This window comes from Proteus sp. HMSC14B05, assembly GCF_001808035.1.
Classification (GTDB): Bacteria; Pseudomonadota; Gammaproteobacteria; order Enterobacterales; family Enterobacteriaceae; genus Proteus; species Proteus mirabilis.
In genome coordinates, this window is the sequence record NZ_KV791993.1 from 16,347 (window position 1) to 34,991 (window position 18,645).

Sequence of the window (18,645 nt, forward strand, 5' to 3'; positions counted from 1 at the left end):
TTTATGGGTAACAATCATGTCAAAGTGTTAAATTAATCGCAAGAGACTTTAATGGCTAAGCCACCTTGTGATGTTTCACGATATTTAGAATTAATATCTTTACCTGTTTCATACATGGTCTCGATGACTTTATCTAAACAGATACGTGGATCACTGACACGACGAAGCGCCATCCGTGCTGAGTTTACCGCTTGTACGGCAGCAATAGCATTACGCTCGATACAAGGCACCTGTACTTGTCCTGCAACCGGATCACAAGTAAGACCTAAGTTATGCTCCATTGCGATTTCAGCCGCAATACAGACTTGCTCAGGACTACCCCCTAGCAGTTCAGTTAAAGCCCCTGCAGCCATTGAGCAGGCTACACCGACTTCACCTTGACAACCCACTTCAGCACCGGAAATAGAGGCATTCATTTTGTACAGCGACCCAATAACACCGGCTACTAAGAAAAAGCGTGTATAAGAGTTTTCGTTGACTGGGCGAATAAATTTATCGTAATAGGAGAGTACGGCAGGAATAATACCGCATGCGCCATTAGTGGGTGCTGTTACAACACGTCCACCGGCGGCATTTTCTTCGTTTACGGCTAATGCAAACATATTGATCCAATCAACCACTGTCATAGGATCGGTGGTGGTTTTATCTTCAGTCACTAACATACGACGTAATGCAGACGCGCGACGAGGAACACGTAATGGTCCCGGTAATAAGCCTTCGGTATTAACACCGCGCTCGATACCTGATTTCATTACCTCCCAAACGGCAGCAAAATGGGCTGAGATCTCTTCTTTACTGCGTAATGCAAGTTCATTTTGCATCACCAGTGCAGAAAGAGAGAGGCCGGTTTCCTTACAGTGACGTCGCAAATCAGCAGCATATTGATAAGGATAAGGTACTTCAACTTTATTCTCTTCGGGCTGACCAAAATGCTCTTCATCAACAATAAAGCCGCCACCAATGGAGTAATAGGTTTTTTTCAACAGAAGTTGTTCGCCATTATAGGCGCTGATAGTCATACCATTTTCATGAAGAGGTAAATTACTTTTATGAAAATTCATGCCTCCAACCGCGGGGAAATCAACCTCTTGAGCACCATTAGCTAACATCAAACGTCCGGTATTTTCGACTTGTTTAATAAAAGGTGCGATAGCGTCAATATCAACCGTATCAGGTAAATTACCGGCTAATCCCATAATAATCGCGATATCTGTTGCGTGACCTTTACCTGTTAGAGATAAAGAGCCATACACATCAACGACTACGCGGGAAACAGAGGAGAGAAGGTTTTTCTCAGCAAGTAAATCGACAAATTCTTTACCTGCTTTCATTGGGCCTACCGTGTGTGAGCTTGAAGGTCCAATACCGATTTTAAAAATATCAAAAACGCTAACCATAATATTCGCCTCCCTAATTTAAAGGCGCACTGTGTGTTATTAGAATGAAAACTGTTTTGTAGACTGTAGCGATATGGCTACTTTCATTTTAGAAAGTAGCCATCGATAAACTTATTAGTTAAAGAAATAATTAATGAAAGTATTACCTAAGGTGTAGAAAACCGCTGAGATTGCAATCAGACCCATGATAACAACAAATACGTTGCTAATATGGCCTTGATATTTTTTCATCGCTGGTACTTTACGGATAGCATACATAGGCATTAAGAACAGTAACATTGCGATGATTGGGCCACCCAGTGTTTCAATCATACCAAGGATACTTGGGTTTAATGTTGCAACGATCCACGTTGTAACCAACATAAACAGAGCTGTGATTTTGTTTAAACGATCTTTTTCGACATTCTTACCAATTCCGCGCATCCCTTTGATAATTAAGCCATTGAAACCTTCACGAGCCCCTAAATAGTGACCTAAGAAAGATTTAGTAATCGCAACAAAGGCAATGAAAGGTGCAATGTAAGCGATAACGGGTGCTTCAAAGTGGTTAGCAAGATAAGACAGAATACTGATGTTTTGCTCTTTTGCTTCAGCTAAATTTTCTGGTGTTAAGCTAAATACGCAGCTAAACACGAAGAACATAACAGTGATCACCATCATAATATGAGCATAAGCTAAGATGCGTGAACATTTTTTCTCTGCATTGTCACCGTACTCTTCGCGTTTTGCCACAGCAAAAGCAGAGATGATTGGTGAGTGGTTAAAAGAGAACACCATCACAGGGATAGCTAACCATAAGGTTACTAACAAGCCTTGGCTCATACCTGAAGTTGAGGCGTGATCAAAAGAGAGCGTATCAAGAATGGCACCATTCCATTCAGGAATGAGGTATAAAGCAAGTACCATCAAGATGGCAACGAATGGGAATACTAAGACACTCATTGCTTTAACAATAGCTTGTTCACCAAAGCGAATGATACACATAATACCGACAATCAGTACCAGTGATAAAATCGCACGAGGTGGTGCTGTCATATGCATTTGGTGAACAATAAAGCTTTCTACCGTATTAGTGATAGCGACACTGTAAACCAACAAGATAGGATAAATAGCAAAGAAATAGAGCAGAGTGATTAATACACCTGCTGTTTTACCAAAGTGTTCTTCAACCACTTCAGTAATATCTTCACCTGGATTTTTACCTGATAGCACAAAGCGACACATACCACGGTGTGCAAAAAAGGTCATAGGAAAAGCAAGTACTAACATAATCAACAGAGGAATTAAGCCACCAATCCCGGCATTGATAGGTAAAAACAGAACGCCAGCACCGATAGCTGTACCATACAAACCGAGCATCCATACTGTGTCTGACTTACGCCATGTTTTGTAATCACTTTGGGTATTACCCTGTGCGATAGAACCAGCTTTGGTTGTATCCATAATACTCTCCGAAATAACGCGGTAAAAAAATAATGAAAAATAAAGTGAGTCATTGCCTTTTTACAAAGCAATCACTGCATAAATTTTATTATGAATAAATGAGCGCATTGAGTGCCTGGTGTTATCTCAATATCTTCAATTACCACATACTAAAAAAGCTAGATTTTAAAAGAATAAAAATCTTCTAAAATTTGAAAAAATATTCAATAAGTTTATATCTAGACTTTAGATGGGCAGAATATAGTGTTTTTCAGGATAAACTACCGTGATCACCATCTCAAATGCTAAATATAACTAAAAAATCGCTAAATGTAACATTTTTTATACTTTGTGCTTTTTGTGTGCTGTTTATAAACATTTTGAAATGGTTTTCCAAAATTGTTTATTTTTTAGAATAAAATTAAATATAGAAATATTCATATGTTAATGATTATTTTTCCTGCTTTCTATTTTTTATAAAATAGATGATTTAAATCAATGAGGTTATTTTTATTTACATTTAAAACATTATTTTAACTTTATAATATGTTGATTTATATATAAAAAATAAATTTTGTGACTTGGCTAAAAAATCACTTAAAAGCCTATAGAAATAAAAAAATATGATTATTTATTAATGGTCTTCTACTGTTTGATAAAATAGTTATCTCATTATTTTATCAATAACAGAAATATTGTTTATATTTGGTACAATATTCCTGTTAATAAAATCATAAAATATTTTATTTCTAGTGAATATAAAAACTTCATTTTGATTAAAATAACAACGAAATTATTTTTTGGACAAAAAATATAATAATAGAGAATATTTTTATTCATATATTAATATATAAAATCTTTATTTATTTATATTAAATAGCAGAAAAAGACAATAAAAAAGACCACATTAATACTGTGGCCTTTTGCGGTTGTTTCTTATCCTAATAGGATTAAGCTTTTGTCCAACCTTTGCGAATAGGATATGCAAAGCAGAGTTGATAGAGCTGGTGGATAGCTTTTTGTAACTTTTTCCCGCCTTGTGACCAAAGTATTTGGCTTAATGCACAAGAGAGGAGAGCAACAATAAATGCACCAACCATATCTATTGGCCAATGGACGCCAAGATAAATACGAGCCCAAGCAATCGCAAGACCTAAAATAAGCATCAGCATGCCAATGCGTTTACTGTTATGCCAAAAAAGATAAGCCAGTGCGATAGTAAACACGAAAGTACCATGATTACTAGGGAAGGAAGGCGTTGCTTCATGATCAAGGAAGTTATAACCGATATTGGCTGCAAAAGGGCGATCATGGGGAGCTATCATACCGATAAACCAAGAGATAGAGAGGGCAATAATCAGAGCGACCCCAGCCTTACAAGCTAAAGTCCTTTGCTGATCAATATGCTTTTCATTTCCCCATAGCCAATAGAAAGCTAAAGACAGAGGGAACAAGTAAACCAAGTATTTAGCAATAAAGATCGCGACATTAATCTCTAAAGGGGAGGCCGAAGGGGTTGCATTCATCAATGAAAATACGGCTAAATTGAGTTGTTCCAGCAAAGTAAGCTCCATATATATCGTGCTGATAGGCAATGTTTATGGTACATAATCAGTCAATCCCACAAGGTTAAATGAGGCTGTGCGCAGGGTAAAGAGTAATTTTCTTATTTAATTGTGCTTTTTTTCAAGAATTGTCAGTTTTTTTCGCTGACTGACTGAATTAACTAAAAAAACACTTTACCCTTGAGTAATTGCACTTTTTTATCTATCACCCATATGTTTAAAGGTATTAATCAATGTGGTTTCAAAAAGAGATTTTACTTCAAGCAAAACCGAGAGGATTTCATTTAATCACACAGGCACTGTTGCAAGAATTACCCGAACTCAGACAATACAAAATAGGTATTGCTCATTTTTTTATTCAACATACTTCTGCGTCATTAACCATTAATGAAAACGCCGATCCGACTGTACGCAGTGATTTTGAAAGTTTCTTTAATCGCTGTATGAAAGAGCATGAAGCTTATTATCTTCACACTTATGAAGGCAGTGATGATATGCCAGCCCATCTTAAAAGTAGTTTACTTGGTCAGAGTGTGTCGGTGCCTATTTGCCAAGGGGAATTAAATTTAGGTACATGGCAGGGGATTTATTTAGGTGAACATAGAGATCACGGTGGGCGTCGACGTATTGTGGTGACATTACAAGGAGAGTGTTACTGAATTTTAGGCAATAAAAAACCCGACAGTTATTTCACCAAAAGGGGTTGAAACTATCGGGCTCCTCAATATTTGGGGACATCAAAGAAAAGCAGTGGCACTAATTCAGACTACGAGTTAAAAAGAAAGTTCGCCAATTAATGAAAAAAATTAGAAATATTTTTAGTAAGTGGTCTGAAAAGGGAAAAAACAACGGAGAAAGTAGTAGGTAAAAAAGAATGAAAACGCTAAAACACATTGATAAATAAAGTATTTTAGCGTTTTAAAAATTAGTTATAGATGCCTAAATGCTCTTTCGCATAAGCTTCAAAATCTGTGCAGCCACCAATGTGTTTTTCATCAATAAAAATTTGTGGCACAGTTTCAACTGGTTTACCGACAGTTTTTGATAAGTCTGCTTTGGTAATACCTTCAGCTTGAATATCCACATAGCGGAAATCAAAGTCATCACGTTTTTCAGACAAGGTTTCAGCAAGTTGTTTAGCTCGGACACAATATGGGCAACCAGGACGACCAAAAATTACAACAAACATACGACACTCCTTATTGAGGAAATAAATTCAGGCATAATAGTCTTTATTTGTGAATACTATGCCTTTTTATTCGAATAAACAAAAACAGTTATTGCCTTTTAGTGTAATAAATTATATCAATTTGCTGAATGATGATATAGGACTAGTGCAAGGTGATGAACGGAGACAACATGGAAAAGCCCTCTAAACGGGATATGAAAACACTATCAGATATGCCAAAGCCAATTATTATTATTGAACTAATTGGTATTGTGCTATTGGTTATCGCTTACTTATATATTAATCAATATATGACTTCACCGGAATGGTTAACAACCTATACAGGGCAATTGACCTTGGTTGTTTTAGGGGTGCTTTGTATGATCCCACCTGCAATACATATCGTTTGGCGAGCGATCTATCGTTTAACCTTCTTAGGTATTGATACTAAGGCAACTGAAAATAAAAAGAAAAAGCCACATAACGAAAAATAAATACGCTTTTATATGATGATGATTGAAAGAGACTAGGTGACTTAGCCTCTTTGTCACTTGACTTTATTTGTGGCGTTTTTCTATTTATTACTGCCTTCTGGTGAAAAAAAGTGGCAAAATAACATCAATGCAGAAAAGCACTCTTATTTTTAGCGCGTAAAGGTTATTTAATGGACGCTGTTGTTACTATCGATCTGGATCAGCTGAAATCTTGGCTGGATGAATTACAGATTGCTTTCTATGAATGTGACTCTTGTCAGGCGTTACATTTACCTCATCTTCAATATATCAATGGTATTTTTGATGCTAAAATTGATGTGCTTGATGATGTGCTTGTTTTTACCGCTATTGCTGAATTAAAACCATCAGCGATAGTGCCTGTTATGGCAAATCTTAGTCAAATTAATGCAAGTTCCCTATTTATTAAGACGTTCCTAGAAATTAGCGATGAAAACTTACCGAAATTAGTTTTGAGCCAATCTTTACCTATTGCTGTGGGACTATCATTTAATCAGTTCGATCTGTTTTTACATAAGGCTGAAGAGCAGTCAGCAGAAGTGATCAGTGAGATCTTTAATAATGATTTTCTGTATGGCGAAAGACAAGAAAATGAAGAAGATGAAGATCTAGACATAACATCATCATCAACAGACTCTTCATATACTGTACATTAATTACTATCTATAACGGTCACAAAATCTTATGCAATGCGCACGCTCCAGTGCGGGTGATTGCCACTCTTGTGAGTGGCTTTCTCTTGCTTATTCCGAACAAATTAATCAAAAACAACATAATCTATTAGATCTATTGCCCAAAAACTACGCGTTTACTCAATTAGCGCCGGTAGAAAGCCAACAAGTTCAATTTCGTAATAAAGCGAAAATGGTGGTAAGTGGTAGTGTCGAAAAACCGATTTTAGGGTTACGTAAACCAGAGGGGGAAGGTGTTGATTTATGCCAATGCCCACTCTATCCCGCTTCCTTTGAACCGGTTTTCCCAATATTAAAAACCTTTATTGCCAAAGCAGGATTAGTGCCTTATAACGTGGAACGTCGTCGAGGCGAGCTAAAGTTTATTTTATTAACAGAAAGTCGCCACAATCACAGCATGATGCTACGTTTTGTGTTGCGCTCAGAAAAAAAACTGGCGCAACTTCGCCAAGCATTACCATGGTTACAGGCTCAATTACCCCAATTAGCCGTTATTTCGGTGAATATTCAACCTGTCCATATGGCGATATTGGAAGGTGAGCAAGAAATTGTATTAACAGAGAAAACCTTTTTAGATGAATATTTTAATGAGATTCCGTTACATATTCGCCCGAAAGGTTTTTTTCAAACCAATCCCGATGTTGCCGCGTCACTGTATGCAACGGCAGGGCATTGGGTCAAAGAGTTGCAGATAAACCGGTTATGGGATCTCTTTTGTGGCTCAGGGGGGTTTGGCTTACATTGCGCACAAAAAAACACGGAATTAACAGGCATTGAGATTAGTCCAGAAGCGATTGAATGTGCACGTTTATCCGCCAATGAATTAGGGTTAGAGCATGTAGAATTTCAAGCGCTGGACTCTACTGGTTTTGCTTTAGCAAAAGAGTCTGTTCCTGAATTAGTACTGGTTAATCCGCCACGACGAGGTATTGGCGAAACGTTATGCGACTATTTAAATAGTATGAAGCCTCGTTTTATCCTCTATTCCAGTTGTAATGCTCAAACGATGGCAAAAGATATACAACAACTTTCTCATTATCGTATCGATAGAGTACAACTGTTTGATATGTTCCCTCATACTGCTCATTATGAAGTGTTGACGCTCTTGGTTTTACAACAAAGTTAAACGCTCATTTAATCGCAATAACATATTATTGTCGTTAACGCTTGATAATTTTAACAGCACAACTTAATAACCCCCAAAGCGGTTGTTCAACTTTGGGGGTTAATTTTAAAGCAAAAAACGTGGTGTAATGATTTAAGTAGCACTAATCACGATGTTCAAAAGCTAAGGCTTTCTTCTCAATTAATCTCATTAACAGTGTCAGTATTCCATTGATAGCTAAATAAATAATGCCTGCAGCAACAAATACCATCACATCATAATTTTGCCCAAAGACTTGTCGGCTATAACCGGTTAGCTCAAGTAAAGTGATAGTGCTAGCAAGAGAAGTACTCTTGAAAATCAGCACCACTTCATTGGAATAAGAAGAAAGGGCGCGTTTAAAAGCATAAGGTAAGATGACATTCGCTGTTTGTAATGGCGACATACCTAAAGCTTGGCAGGATTGCCATTGTCCAGCAGGTATCGCCCTGACTGCACCGTGGAAAAGGAGTGTTGAATAAGCCGCACTATTTAATGCTAATGTCACCATGGCGCAAAACCAAGGTGTGGATAATAATTCCCACAACAGAGGATATTCTTTTAATGAGGGGAATTGTCCTGGTCCATAATAGATTAAGAAAAATTGTACCAACAAAGGTGTGCCAGTAAACAATGTAATATAGACTTTTACGATAGGTGAAATAACAGGGACTTTTAATGCCAAAATAAAAGTCATTAATACCGATAACGTAAAGGCGACGAAGAGCGCAACAAAAGTCAGTGATAAACTGGTCGGTAAGCCTGGTAAAATATCAACAATATAATCCCACATTATGAGGCACTCCGTTCAAATCGGGTCGTTCTCATCTCTAACCATTTCAGAATATATTGGCTGACTAATGTAATGGCTAAATAGATAAGTGCCACAATGCTATACCAAGTAAAAGGCTCTTGAGTACGATTGGCAATACTCTGGGTTTGTAGCATTAAATCATTAACGCTAATTAATGAGACTAAAGCGGTATCTTTTAAGAGCACTAACCACTGATTACCGAGTCCGGGTAACGCGTGACGCCACATTTGAGGCATGATAAAGCGGAAAAAAATGGTGATTTTTCCCATACCCAATGCCTGTCCTGCTTCCCACTGTCCGGTTGGCACGGCTTTTAATGCACCACGTAAAGTTTGTGAAGCGTAAGACGCATACAGAAGTGAAAGGGCGATAACACCACAATAGAAAGGTAAAGATTCAGTATCACCAAAGTCAAATTGTAAGGTGAAAGGACCTAATTCAATACCATCCATGAGCATCATGACACCTTGTAAGGTGCCATAATAGACAAAAAGAACCACCAGCATTTCTGGCAGTCCTCTAATTAGTGTTACCCAGCAAGTTCCTAGAAAAGCAAAGGCTTTCCACTTTGCGGATTCCCACGCAGTAAACAGCATGGCTAGAACTAATCCGATAATAAGAGCAGAAATAGCAAGTGTGACCGTAGTCACGGTCGCACCTGCTAGCGTTGTTATTTCATTCATTTATTAAGCTATTGTTGTTATTAACTATAATTATTCAAACCATTTTTTATAAATGACATCATAGGTGCCATCGGCTTTTACTTCAGATAATGCTTTGTTTAATTTATCTTGTAAATCAGCATTACCTTTTCTTACTGCAATAGCAAGGCCTGTACCAAAATAGTTAGGATCAGTGACCTTATCACCAACAATACCTAATTCAGGATTCTTTTTCAGCCATTCATTAACCACAGCGGTATCACCAAAGATAGCCTCGATACGACCATTTTTTAGGTCTAACACGGCATTTTGGTAACTGTCATAAGGCACCGTTTTCATCTCTTTATGTTGTTCATTGATGAATTTCTGATGGGTTGTTCCATTTTGGACACCAATTTGCTTGCCTTTTAAACTTGCAACATCGGAAATTTTACCTGTCACGGTGATAAAGACCGCTGAGTTGTCATAGTAAGAATCAGTAAAATCTACCTGTTTTTGACGCTCAGGCGTAATATCAATTCCCGCCATTAATGCGTCAAAACGACGGAATTTTAAGCTAGGAATTAAGCTATCAAATGATTGATTGGTAAAAGTACATTCAGCATTAATTTTTTCACACATGGCATTTGCTAAATCTACATCAAAACCAACGATTTGATTGTTTGCATCAATCATTTCAAATGGAGGATAAGTTGCCTCAGTAGCAAAACGAATAGTCTCTTTATCAGCCGCTGTTGCAGAAAGTGTAATACTGGTCAGAAGTGCTGCAAATAATATTTTTTTCATTGTCAGATCCCGATTTAGTGTGACAAGTAATTAGCAAAAGCTTCCGTTTGAGGGGCAGTGAAATGATGATTATCACCTTGCTCTATAATACGGCCGTTTTCCATATATACAACTTTGCTTGCGGCTTTGCGCGCAATTTCAACTTCATGGGTCACAATAACTTGTGTGATCCCTGTTTCAGAAAGCTCTTTTATGATATCAACAACTTGAGCCGTAATTTCTGGATCAAGTGCTGCCGTTGGTTCATCAAATAACAGTACCTGAGGCTCCATCATTAATGCTCTTGCAATGGCAACACGTTGCTGTTGTCCACCGGATAAATGCAGTGGAAAACGTTGTGCATAATCACTTAAACGTAAACGCTCAAGTAATTTCATCGCTTTTTCTTTAGCTTGCGGTTTTGCCAAGCCTAAAACACGACAAGGTGCTTCAATTAAATTATCAAGAACCGTTAAGTGTGGCCATAAATTATATTGCTGAAAAACCATGCCAACATTTTGGCGTAATGTACGAATCGCTTTCGCATTCGGTTGCTGGCCAAAATCAAAATGTAGACCAGCAATGTCTAATTCACCAGAACGAGGCATTTCTAATAAGTTTAGAACCCGCATTAGAGAGCTCTTACCCGCACCACTTGGTCCTAACAGAACCATTGTTTCACCAGCAGAACATTCTAGATTAATATCATAGAGTGCTTGGTGCGAACCGTAGAAACAATTTATATTTTTTAATTGAATACTCATGCGTTTTTTTTGAATAGTCATTAACTGTTTCAAATGATAAAACGATGAGAATAATTATGCAACTAATAGTGCATAAAAAATTGCTTTTTTTACTTAAAAATGGATATTAGGACGATTACTCGGGCTTTTTAGGTGAATTTTTATCCAATCTATAGGCGCAAGTTGAGATGGTTTGAGCCATACCTTTAAAAATAAATAAATGGGCTGGCATCATGGCAAACCAATAGAGTAAACCACTAAAACCAGCAGGATGCCACCAAGCACGGACATCTAATGAGCGTAGGTTACCACTATCGTGAATAGTAAAAGAGAGGCGCCCTAAACCGGGGGCTTTCATACCGAAGAGTAAAGTCAGTTGTTTTTCAGGCTCTAACTTTATTACCCGCCAACCATCAATCATATCACCTAGCGCTAGCGTTTCACGCTGAGGGCGTCCATAAGTGACTTTGTTGCCGACAAGATCATCTAATAAAGCACGTGTTTTCCATAATGCATTACCATAAAAATAACCTTGTTCACCACCAATTTGCTGAACGACATGCCAAAGTGCCGCCGCACTTGCTGGTGTTGACACTGTACATCCGGCATTTTTGGGATAATAGCCATAGCCGGGTTTCCAACGGTTACGTACTTCAGGAGAGTAACCCCAATCTTGATCATCTAAAGCCGCTTCTTCATCTGCGAGTGTTTCTCTGACTGCGTCATCAAAATAAATTAACTTTTGTGGGATCAGTTTGCGTAAAGAGGCATCTTTAGCGGGAAGATCGTATTTAAGCCCTTGGATAAGCTCCTTGGCGATTGAAGTGGGTACTGAAGTTATTAGGCTAATAAACCCAGCAGAAATAATACTGGCGGGGATCGGTAAAGGGATCAGTAATCGTTTTTTGCCGGAGATGTTAATAAAGCGCTCAAAAAGTGTTTGATAGCTAATATATTCAGGGCCACCGGCATCAAAAATGCGGTGTTGATGGGTTGGGTGATGAATAATTTCTGTTAAATAGTAAATTAAATTTTTTAACGCAATAGGGGATGATTTTGAACGCACCCAACGCGGCGGGGTTAATATCGGTAAGTTATATACCATATCTCGCATGATCTCAAAAGCGGCCGAACCGGGGCCGACAATCATAGAGGTGCGGATTTCTGTCACAGGAATAGAGCTGGTTCTAAGTACTTCTCCCGTGAGCTTGCGGGCAACAAGATGGGGAGAGTAGGGTTGATCTTTATGTTGGAGCGCACTTAAAAAAATAATTTGTTTAACGTCACTCTCTTCTAAAGCATCGACGACGTTCAATGCCGCTTGGCGCTCTTGTTCGATAAGGTTATGGGCATCTCCCATACTGTGCACAAGGTAATACACAATATCCGTATTACGGATGACATCTCGTAATGTTTTGGGATCGTGTAAATCAACAAATACACAGCGTGTATTTTGCCACCCTTGCGACATCATCCAATCGACTCTACGAGCTCCGGCGGTGACTTGATGGCCTTGTGCTATTAAGGCAGGAATAAGATTTTGTCCAATATGTCCACTGGCACCTAATACCAATACACGCTGTTGATTCATCGTTAACCCACTGTAAGAAAAGACGTAATAATACTATTGTTACAAAATTTTCTATGAAGTAAAGAACGCCATTAAGATTGGTGTGACCAAACTTAATACGAAACCATGCACAATTGCAGCAGGAACTATGGCAACCCCTCCACTGCGTTGTAATACAGGTAGCGTAAAGTCCATAGAAGTTGAACCACAAATACCTAATGCCGTATTTCTATAACGATTAACAATAATGGGGATTAGCATGATGGCGGCTAATTCACGCATTAAGTCATTAAAGAAAGCGGTACTACCAATTACCGGGCCAAACGCATCGGTTAATACGATCCCCGATAAAGAATACCAACCATAACCAGAGGCTATCGCTAATCCCATTTTTGTGGGTAATCCGAGTAAATAAGCCGCTAATGCACCACCTGCAAGGGCACTTATTGCCATCACTATTGCAATGGTAGTACCGCGACGATTAATTAAGATCTGCTTTGGACTCATGCCACTATTACGTAATTGTAGACCAACAAGCCATAATAAAAAGATAAGTGCGCCTTGGCTGGCTTGAGATGCATAACCAAAAATTGACCATCCGGTTAAACCGACAAAAAAACCTACTACCACTACACCACAAAGTTGTAGTGATTCGAGTACCATTTTGATACGTGAAGGGGGCTTAGCTTGTTTATGTGCAGGGACATGCCAAGGATCTTTTTTATCCAGCAACCATAAAAACAGCAGATTGGCACCAAAAGTACAGATAAAGAAGACACTGGCATAGGCAAGGATAGAAAATAAATTTTCACCAATATTATCTAACATGGCTAAGCTAACCCCCATTAAAAAGAGGATCACATAGACCATTGCACTAAGTAAACGGTTAGCCAATTGAAGCAAAGGGCGATTGTTTAACTTAATCAAATACCCTATAAACAGGGGCAATAGGATAATCAATAACCCTGATAGCATTTCTATTCCTTACTGTGTGTTGTCAAAATTATAAAATAAACTAATAACGCGAATTGTATTATAACATTTGCTAATAGTTATGTGGATATAGAAACCGCGATAAGTTGAAAATTTTTATTACAGAAGAAGAGCCTAGCACGATCTGATTAATATAGCCTTAATTGTTTGAAAAATGAGCTGATTAGTTATGTGTCGAATAGTTGAGTAAATTTTATTACGCTCATGAGGAACTGTGTTTTAATAAAAATAAGTCATTAAGTAAAATTATTATCAGAAAGCGTATAAAGTTGATAGAGATGCAATAGATGAACCATAACAACTGAGTTGCGACCTGAGAGGGAATTTATGTATTTAGAAAGAGTGGAAATAGCAGGATTTCGGGGGCTTAATCGCCTTTCTCTCCCCCTTGATATGAATACGGTTTTGGTTGGCGAAAATGCATGGGGTAAAACTTCATTACTTGATGCGTTAACCTTGAGTTTGGGGATCGAAACTTATCAATATGCTTTTACAGCAGAAGATTTTCATCGTTTACCTAATGAGCCAGAAAACAGTAAAAAAAACCTACAAATTATTCTGACTTTTACCGAATCACGTCCTGGTCGTCATCGCTCGTATCGTTTTCGTAAATTAGCACCCGTATGGATAGCTAATGGGGACGCTCGTAAGCATATTTATTACCGTATTAGTGCAGAATTAGATGAGCAGCAAAATGTCAAAACCTTTCGTTATTTTCTGGATAAAGAAGGTAAACAGATCCGTTTAGCGAATGGACAGACCAAAGCGATTATTGCTGAAATTGTGCGCCTTTATCCAGTATTGCGTTTACAGGATGCGCGTTTTATACCTAATTTAACAACAGAAGTTATTGACCCTCATAACGAGCCTCGTCGTGAAGCATTTAATAATAAGATGAGTGAATTAACGAAAGCATTAATTAATAACCCAGACAATTTATCAGATGAAGATTTACGTGAAGGGTTAGATGCAATGCAGCAGTTATTAGGACACTATTTTGCTGATCACGGTGCGCTACTGTTTAAATCTCATTTGAAACATCGCAAAGTCAGTGAGCCACATATTCGAGGATGGCATGCACTAGAAAATATTAATAAGATTTTAGCGAAACCTAATCAGCGCAATATCCGCTTAATTATTTTAGGTATGTTCTCTTCTATTCTACAGTCACGAGGCAGTGTCGAACTTGATCCTTATGCAAGACCGATAGTGATTGTAGAAAACCCTGAAACTCGCTTACACCCTATTATGCTTTCTGTGGCATGGGGATTATTAAATCTCTTTTCTTTGCAACGCATTACGACAACTAATTCAGGGGAGTTACTCTCCTTAGCACCACTACAAAGTGTTTGTCGATTAGTACGTGATACAGATAAAGTTGCCGCTTATCGACTTGGCGACAAACAACTTCATGCAGAAGAAGAGCGTCGTATCTCTTTTCATATTCGTTATAACCGACCTTCTGCACTCTTTGCTCGTTGTTGGTTATTGGTCGAAGGGGAAACGGAAATCTGGCTAATGAACGAATTAGCCAGACAATGTAACTACTTCTTTGAATCTGAAGGGATCAAAGTCATTGAGTTTGCGCAGTGCGGACTTAAGCCACTGTTAAAGTATGCTACCTATATGGGTATAGAATGGCATACGTTGGTTGATGGCGATGAGGCGGGTAAAAAATACGCCGCCACCGTTAAAGAATTTGCCGCAAAAAGAAATGATGCGGAGCGTGACCGATTAACACGGTTGCCAGCATTAGATATGGAACACTATTTATATAAAGAAGGTTTTCGCAATGTCTATCATGAGGTTGCGGGTGTTCCTGATAATGAAAAATGGCCAGTAAGACGTGTGATCATAAAAGCGATACAACGTTCATCAAAGCCTGATCTTGCCTTAACGGTTGCTAATAATGCTGCACAACGAGGTATTGATGCTATTCCTACTTTATTAAAGGTGATGTTTTCTCGGGTAGCATGGCTTGCGAGAGGAAAAGCCAATTAAGTCATTTTTCTATGCTTCTATTTATAGGGGCATAGATATCTTATTGTGTTTTTATTATCGAAAAAGTTAAGGGTGATTTTAGGTTATTACCAACAGGACTTTATTTTTTATTTCACTCTTATTGTATAAGAAGGATATTTCATGGCTTTTTTCCTAACTAAAAAGCAAGGGAAGATTATAGCTGCTATTTTGATTTTTATTGCCATAGGCTTATTTTTTTTCTGGCCGAAAGAGCATTTACCTAGTTATCAAACACAAAAAATTACTCGTGGGGAGCTTTCCAAAGAAGTCACAGCAACGGGCAAATTAGATGCGGTACGTAAAGTCGATGTTGGTGCGCAGGTGAGTGGTCAGCTACAAACCTTATATGTAAAAGAAGGGGATGTAGTAAAAAAAGGCGATCTGCTGGCGATTATTGATCCGAAAAAAGCACAAAATGAGGTCGCGGAATCTCAAGAAACTAATAATGAACTGACGGCTAATTTACAGCAAGCTAAAGCCGAATTACGTTTGGCGCAATTGACTTATCAACGTCAATTAAAGCTGATTGGCACACATGTTATAGCCCAAGAAGAGCTTGATCGCACTAAAACAGACGTTGAAGTCAAAAAAGCGCGAGTGGCGACTTATGAAGCACAAATTAGAAAAAATCAGGCAACACTGGATACCGCAAGAACTAATTTGCAATATACCCGTATTACTGCGCCGATGGATGGTGTGGTCACTTTTATCAAAACCCTTGAAGGGCAGACAGTCATTGCAGCTCAAGAAGCACCAACCATATTAACATTAGCTGATTTAGATACCATGTTAGTAAAAGCCGAAGTTTCTGAGGCGGATGTTATCTATTTAAAACCCGATCTTAAAGCCTCTTTTACTGTGTTAGGAGCACCAGACAAAGCCTTCAATGGTAAGTTAAAAGATATTTTACCTACACCTGAAAAAATCAATGATGCGATTTTTTACTATGCACGTTTTGAAGTCCCCAATGAACAACATTTGTTGCGTTTACAAATGACAGCACAAGTTAAAATTCTCCTTGAGCATAAAAAAGATATTCTCTTAGTGCCATTGTCAGCATTAGGGGAAGATGTAGGCATAAATGAATATCAAGTAGAGGTTCTCGTCAATGGGTAGCCTGAAAAACGCGTAGTTAAAATCGGTATTCGTACAGATGTTTATGCAGAAGTCATTAGTGGATTAAATGAAAATGATGACGTGATCCTCGGTGAGATTGCAGGAGAGTCATAATGTCTGCATTACTAGAGCTCAACAACGTAAGCCGTTTATATACCAATGGTGAAGAAGACACGGTGGTCCTAGATCAGATTTCACTGACGATTAATGCTGGGGAAATGGTCGCGATTATTGGTGCATCAGGCTCTGGGAAATCAACGCTAATGAACATATTAGGTTGCCTAGATAAGCCAAGCAGCGGTGAATATAAAGTGGCTGGGCAATGTGTGGCAGATATGGAAAGTGACCAACTGGCTGCGCTACGTCGTGAACATTTTGGCTTTATTTTTCAACGCTACCATTTGATGGCGCATTTAACTGCTGAGCAAAATGTGGAGATCCCCGCCATATATGCAGGTAAAAGTACAGAGCAAAGAAAAGAGCGCGCCCGTGCGCTATTAACTCGCCTTGGTTTAGTAGAGCGTATTCACTATCGACCAAGTCAGCTTTCCGGAGGTCAACAGCAAAGAGTCAGTATTGCCCGTGCATTAATGAATGGCGGAGAAGTGATCCTCGCCGATGAGCCAACGGGGGCATTAGATAGCCAATCGGGTAAAGAGGTAATGGCTATCTTAAAGCAATTAAATCAACAAGGGCATACGGTGATTATTGTCACTCACGATCCATTAATTGCCCAACAAGCCGATCGTATTATTGAAATTAAAGATGGTCAAATTATTAGCGATAATAATAATCACCATTCTGTACCAGTGAAAAAGGCACCACTTGCGATCCAAACCGCCTCTTATTTTCATCAAGTCATTGGGCGTTTTACGCAGGCATTAAACATGGCTTGGCGAGCAATGGTGGTGAATAAAATTCGTACCTTGCTAACAATGTTGGGGATCATTATTGGCATTGCCTCTGTTGTCACCATTATTGTTATTGGTGATGCTGCCAAAGATAGGGTCTTAGCAGATATAAAAGCGATTGGCGCCAATACCATTGATATCTATCCGGGTAAGGAGCTTGGTAGTGATTCACCAGAAGATAAACAATCCTTAACCATTCAAGATGTTGATGCGTTAAAACAGCAATCTTATATACAATCAGTGACACCACAGATTTACTTTAGCTCTCGATTACGTCGTGGTAATCAAGATGCGCCGGCAACAGTTTCTGGTGTTAACGAGGATTATTTTTCAGTGTATGCGTTGAAATTTGCACAGGGGAGCACTTTTACGCCTGATATGATCCATCGCCAAGCGCAAGTAGTCGTTATTGATGAAAATACTCGTCATCGTTTTTTCCCGAATAAACAAGCGGTGATTGGCGAGCAAATTATTATCCGTAATATTCCTTCTACTATCATAGGGGTGGTTGCAGAGCAAAAATCCACTTTTGGTGATAATAAGTCATTACGTGTCTGGGTGCCTTACAGTACGCTAAGTAGTCGAATTTATAACCGTAGTTATTTAGATAACATCACGGTAAAAGTAAAAGAGGGCTATGATGCGAGTGTTGCTGAGCAACAAATTCTCCGCTTATTAACGATCCGACATGGTAAAAAAGATATTTTTACTTATAACATTGATAGTTTTATTAAAGCGGCTGAAAAAACCACGCAAACTATGCAACTGTTTTTAACCTTGGTGGCGGTTATTTCGCTGGTGGTAGGCGGCATCGGCGTGATGAATATCATGTTGGTTTCTGTTACAGAAAGAACTCGAGAAATTGGTATTCGTATGGCAGTAGGCGCACGAGCCAGCGATGTTATGCAACAATTTTTAATTGAGTCAGTACTGGTGTGTTTGGTGGGAGGATTATTAGGTATTAGCCTTTCATTTGCGATTGCTATGTTTGCCAGCATGATGCTACCCAATTGGCATTTTGTTTTCCAGCCCACGGCACTGATAAGTGCTTTTGCTTGCTCTACAGCAATTGGGGTTATTTTTGGTTTTTTACCGGCGAGAAATGCGGCCAAAATGAACCCTATTGATGCCTTAGCGAGAGAGTAAAAT

Annotated in this window: 16 protein-coding genes and 1 pseudogene; 7 read left to right on the forward strand and 10 right to left on the reverse strand. The window is 38.6% G+C overall.

Going from position 1 to position 18,645, the window contains the following annotated elements; all coding sequences use genetic code 11:
* Positions 1 to 32: 32 nt before the first annotated feature.
* From HMPREF3129_RS11025 to ybjG, 3 genes are all read right to left on the reverse strand, one after another.
* Entirely contained in the window at positions 33 to 1,397 is a 1,365-nt protein-coding gene (locus HMPREF3129_RS11025; protein ID WP_004244536.1) for an L-serine ammonia-lyase, read from the reverse strand.
* Between the two features lie 114 nt (positions 1,398 to 1,511).
* Positions 1,512 to 2,840 carry an HAAAP family serine/threonine permease gene (locus tag HMPREF3129_RS11030; protein ID WP_004244537.1) on the reverse strand — a complete coding sequence of 443 codons (1,329 nt, stop codon included), beginning with the start codon at positions 2,838 to 2,840 and terminating at the stop codon, positions 1,512 to 1,514.
* A gap of 929 nt (positions 2,841 to 3,769) precedes the next feature.
* On the reverse strand, positions 3,770 to 4,381 hold the full coding sequence (gene ybjG, locus HMPREF3129_RS11035) for an undecaprenyl-diphosphate phosphatase (RefSeq protein WP_004247606.1): 612 nt from the start codon (positions 4,379 to 4,381) through the stop codon (positions 3,770 to 3,772).
* Between the two features lie 236 nt (positions 4,382 to 4,617).
* On the opposite strand from ybjG, the gene HMPREF3129_RS11040 reads away from it, so the two are divergent.
* A complete protein-coding gene (locus HMPREF3129_RS11040) occupies positions 4,618 to 5,043 on the forward strand; it encodes a secondary thiamine-phosphate synthase enzyme YjbQ (RefSeq protein ID WP_036920015.1) in 426 nt (141 codons plus the stop codon).
* Between the two features lie 266 nt (positions 5,044 to 5,309).
* Here the strand turns inward: HMPREF3129_RS11040 and HMPREF3129_RS11045 are convergent, their stop codons facing one another.
* Positions 5,310 to 5,573: a GrxA family glutaredoxin gene (locus HMPREF3129_RS11045; protein WP_004244541.1), complete on the reverse strand. Its 264-nt coding sequence runs from the start codon at positions 5,571 to 5,573 to the stop codon at positions 5,310 to 5,312.
* Positions 5,574 to 5,743: 170 nt separating this feature from the next.
* Here HMPREF3129_RS11045 and HMPREF3129_RS11050 point away from each other — a divergent pair, with 170 nt between their 5' ends.
* The 3 genes from HMPREF3129_RS11050 (at position 5,744) to rlmC (ending at position 7,882) form a co-directional block, all read left to right on the forward strand.
* Complete coding sequence (locus tag HMPREF3129_RS11050) at positions 5,744 to 6,046, forward strand: YbjC family protein (protein WP_004247610.1); 303 nt, start codon at positions 5,744 to 5,746, stop codon at positions 6,044 to 6,046.
* A gap of 170 nt (positions 6,047 to 6,216) precedes the next feature.
* Positions 6,217 to 6,720: a type III secretion system chaperone family protein gene (locus HMPREF3129_RS11055; RefSeq protein WP_004244546.1), complete on the forward strand. Its 504-nt coding sequence runs from the start codon at positions 6,217 to 6,219 to the stop codon at positions 6,718 to 6,720.
* Between the two features lie 28 nt (positions 6,721 to 6,748).
* Complete coding sequence (gene rlmC / locus HMPREF3129_RS11060; protein ID WP_036920017.1) at positions 6,749 to 7,882, forward strand: 23S rRNA (uracil(747)-C(5))-methyltransferase RlmC; 1,134 nt, start codon at positions 6,749 to 6,751, stop codon at positions 7,880 to 7,882.
* Positions 7,883 to 8,024: 142 nt separating this feature from the next.
* Here rlmC and artM read toward each other — a convergent pair whose 3' ends face one another.
* The 6 genes from artM to HMPREF3129_RS11090 form a co-directional block, all read right to left on the reverse strand.
* Positions 8,025 to 8,693, reverse strand: coding sequence for an arginine ABC transporter permease ArtM (gene artM, locus HMPREF3129_RS11065; RefSeq protein ID WP_036920019.1), 669 nt, complete (start codon positions 8,691 to 8,693; stop codon positions 8,025 to 8,027).
* Positions 8,693 to 9,397, reverse strand: coding sequence for an arginine ABC transporter permease ArtQ (artQ, locus tag HMPREF3129_RS11070; RefSeq protein ID WP_004244549.1), 705 nt, complete (start codon positions 9,395 to 9,397; stop codon positions 8,693 to 8,695). Before artQ ends, artM begins: the two co-directional genes overlap by 1 nt.
* A 30-nt stretch (positions 9,398 to 9,427) precedes the next feature.
* Complete coding sequence (gene artJ / locus HMPREF3129_RS11075) at positions 9,428 to 10,162, reverse strand: arginine ABC transporter substrate-binding protein (protein ID WP_004244550.1); 735 nt, start codon at positions 10,160 to 10,162, stop codon at positions 9,428 to 9,430.
* 14 nt (positions 10,163 to 10,176) lie between these two features.
* A complete protein-coding gene (gene artP, locus HMPREF3129_RS11080) occupies positions 10,177 to 10,905 on the reverse strand; it encodes an arginine ABC transporter ATP-binding protein ArtP (protein ID WP_012367698.1) in 729 nt (242 codons plus the stop codon).
* 115 nt (positions 10,906 to 11,020) lie between these two features.
* A complete protein-coding gene (locus HMPREF3129_RS11085) occupies positions 11,021 to 12,475 on the reverse strand; it encodes a DUF2867 domain-containing protein (protein WP_036920021.1) in 1,455 nt (484 codons plus the stop codon).
* A 51-nt stretch (positions 12,476 to 12,526) separates the two neighbouring features.
* Positions 12,527 to 13,429, reverse strand: coding sequence for a LysO family transporter (locus HMPREF3129_RS11090; protein WP_004244553.1), 903 nt, complete (start codon positions 13,427 to 13,429; stop codon positions 12,527 to 12,529).
* 345 nt (positions 13,430 to 13,774) lie between these two features.
* On the opposite strand from HMPREF3129_RS11090, the gene HMPREF3129_RS11095 reads away from it, so the two are divergent.
* From HMPREF3129_RS11095 to macB, 3 genes and pseudogenes are all read left to right on the forward strand, one after another.
* Positions 13,775 to 15,448, forward strand: coding sequence for an ATP-dependent nuclease (locus HMPREF3129_RS11095; RefSeq protein ID WP_020945404.1), 1,674 nt, complete (start codon positions 13,775 to 13,777; stop codon positions 15,446 to 15,448).
* A gap of 141 nt (positions 15,449 to 15,589) precedes the next feature.
* Positions 15,590 to 16,699, forward strand: a pseudogene (macA, locus tag HMPREF3129_RS11100) (macrolide transporter subunit MacA).
* Complete coding sequence (macB, locus tag HMPREF3129_RS11105; RefSeq protein ID WP_036920023.1) at positions 16,699 to 18,642, forward strand: macrolide ABC transporter ATP-binding protein/permease MacB; 1,944 nt, start codon at positions 16,699 to 16,701, stop codon at positions 18,640 to 18,642. The pseudogene macA and the gene macB overlap by 1 nt, the downstream one beginning before the upstream one ends.
* Positions 18,643 to 18,645 lie beyond the last annotated feature (3 nt).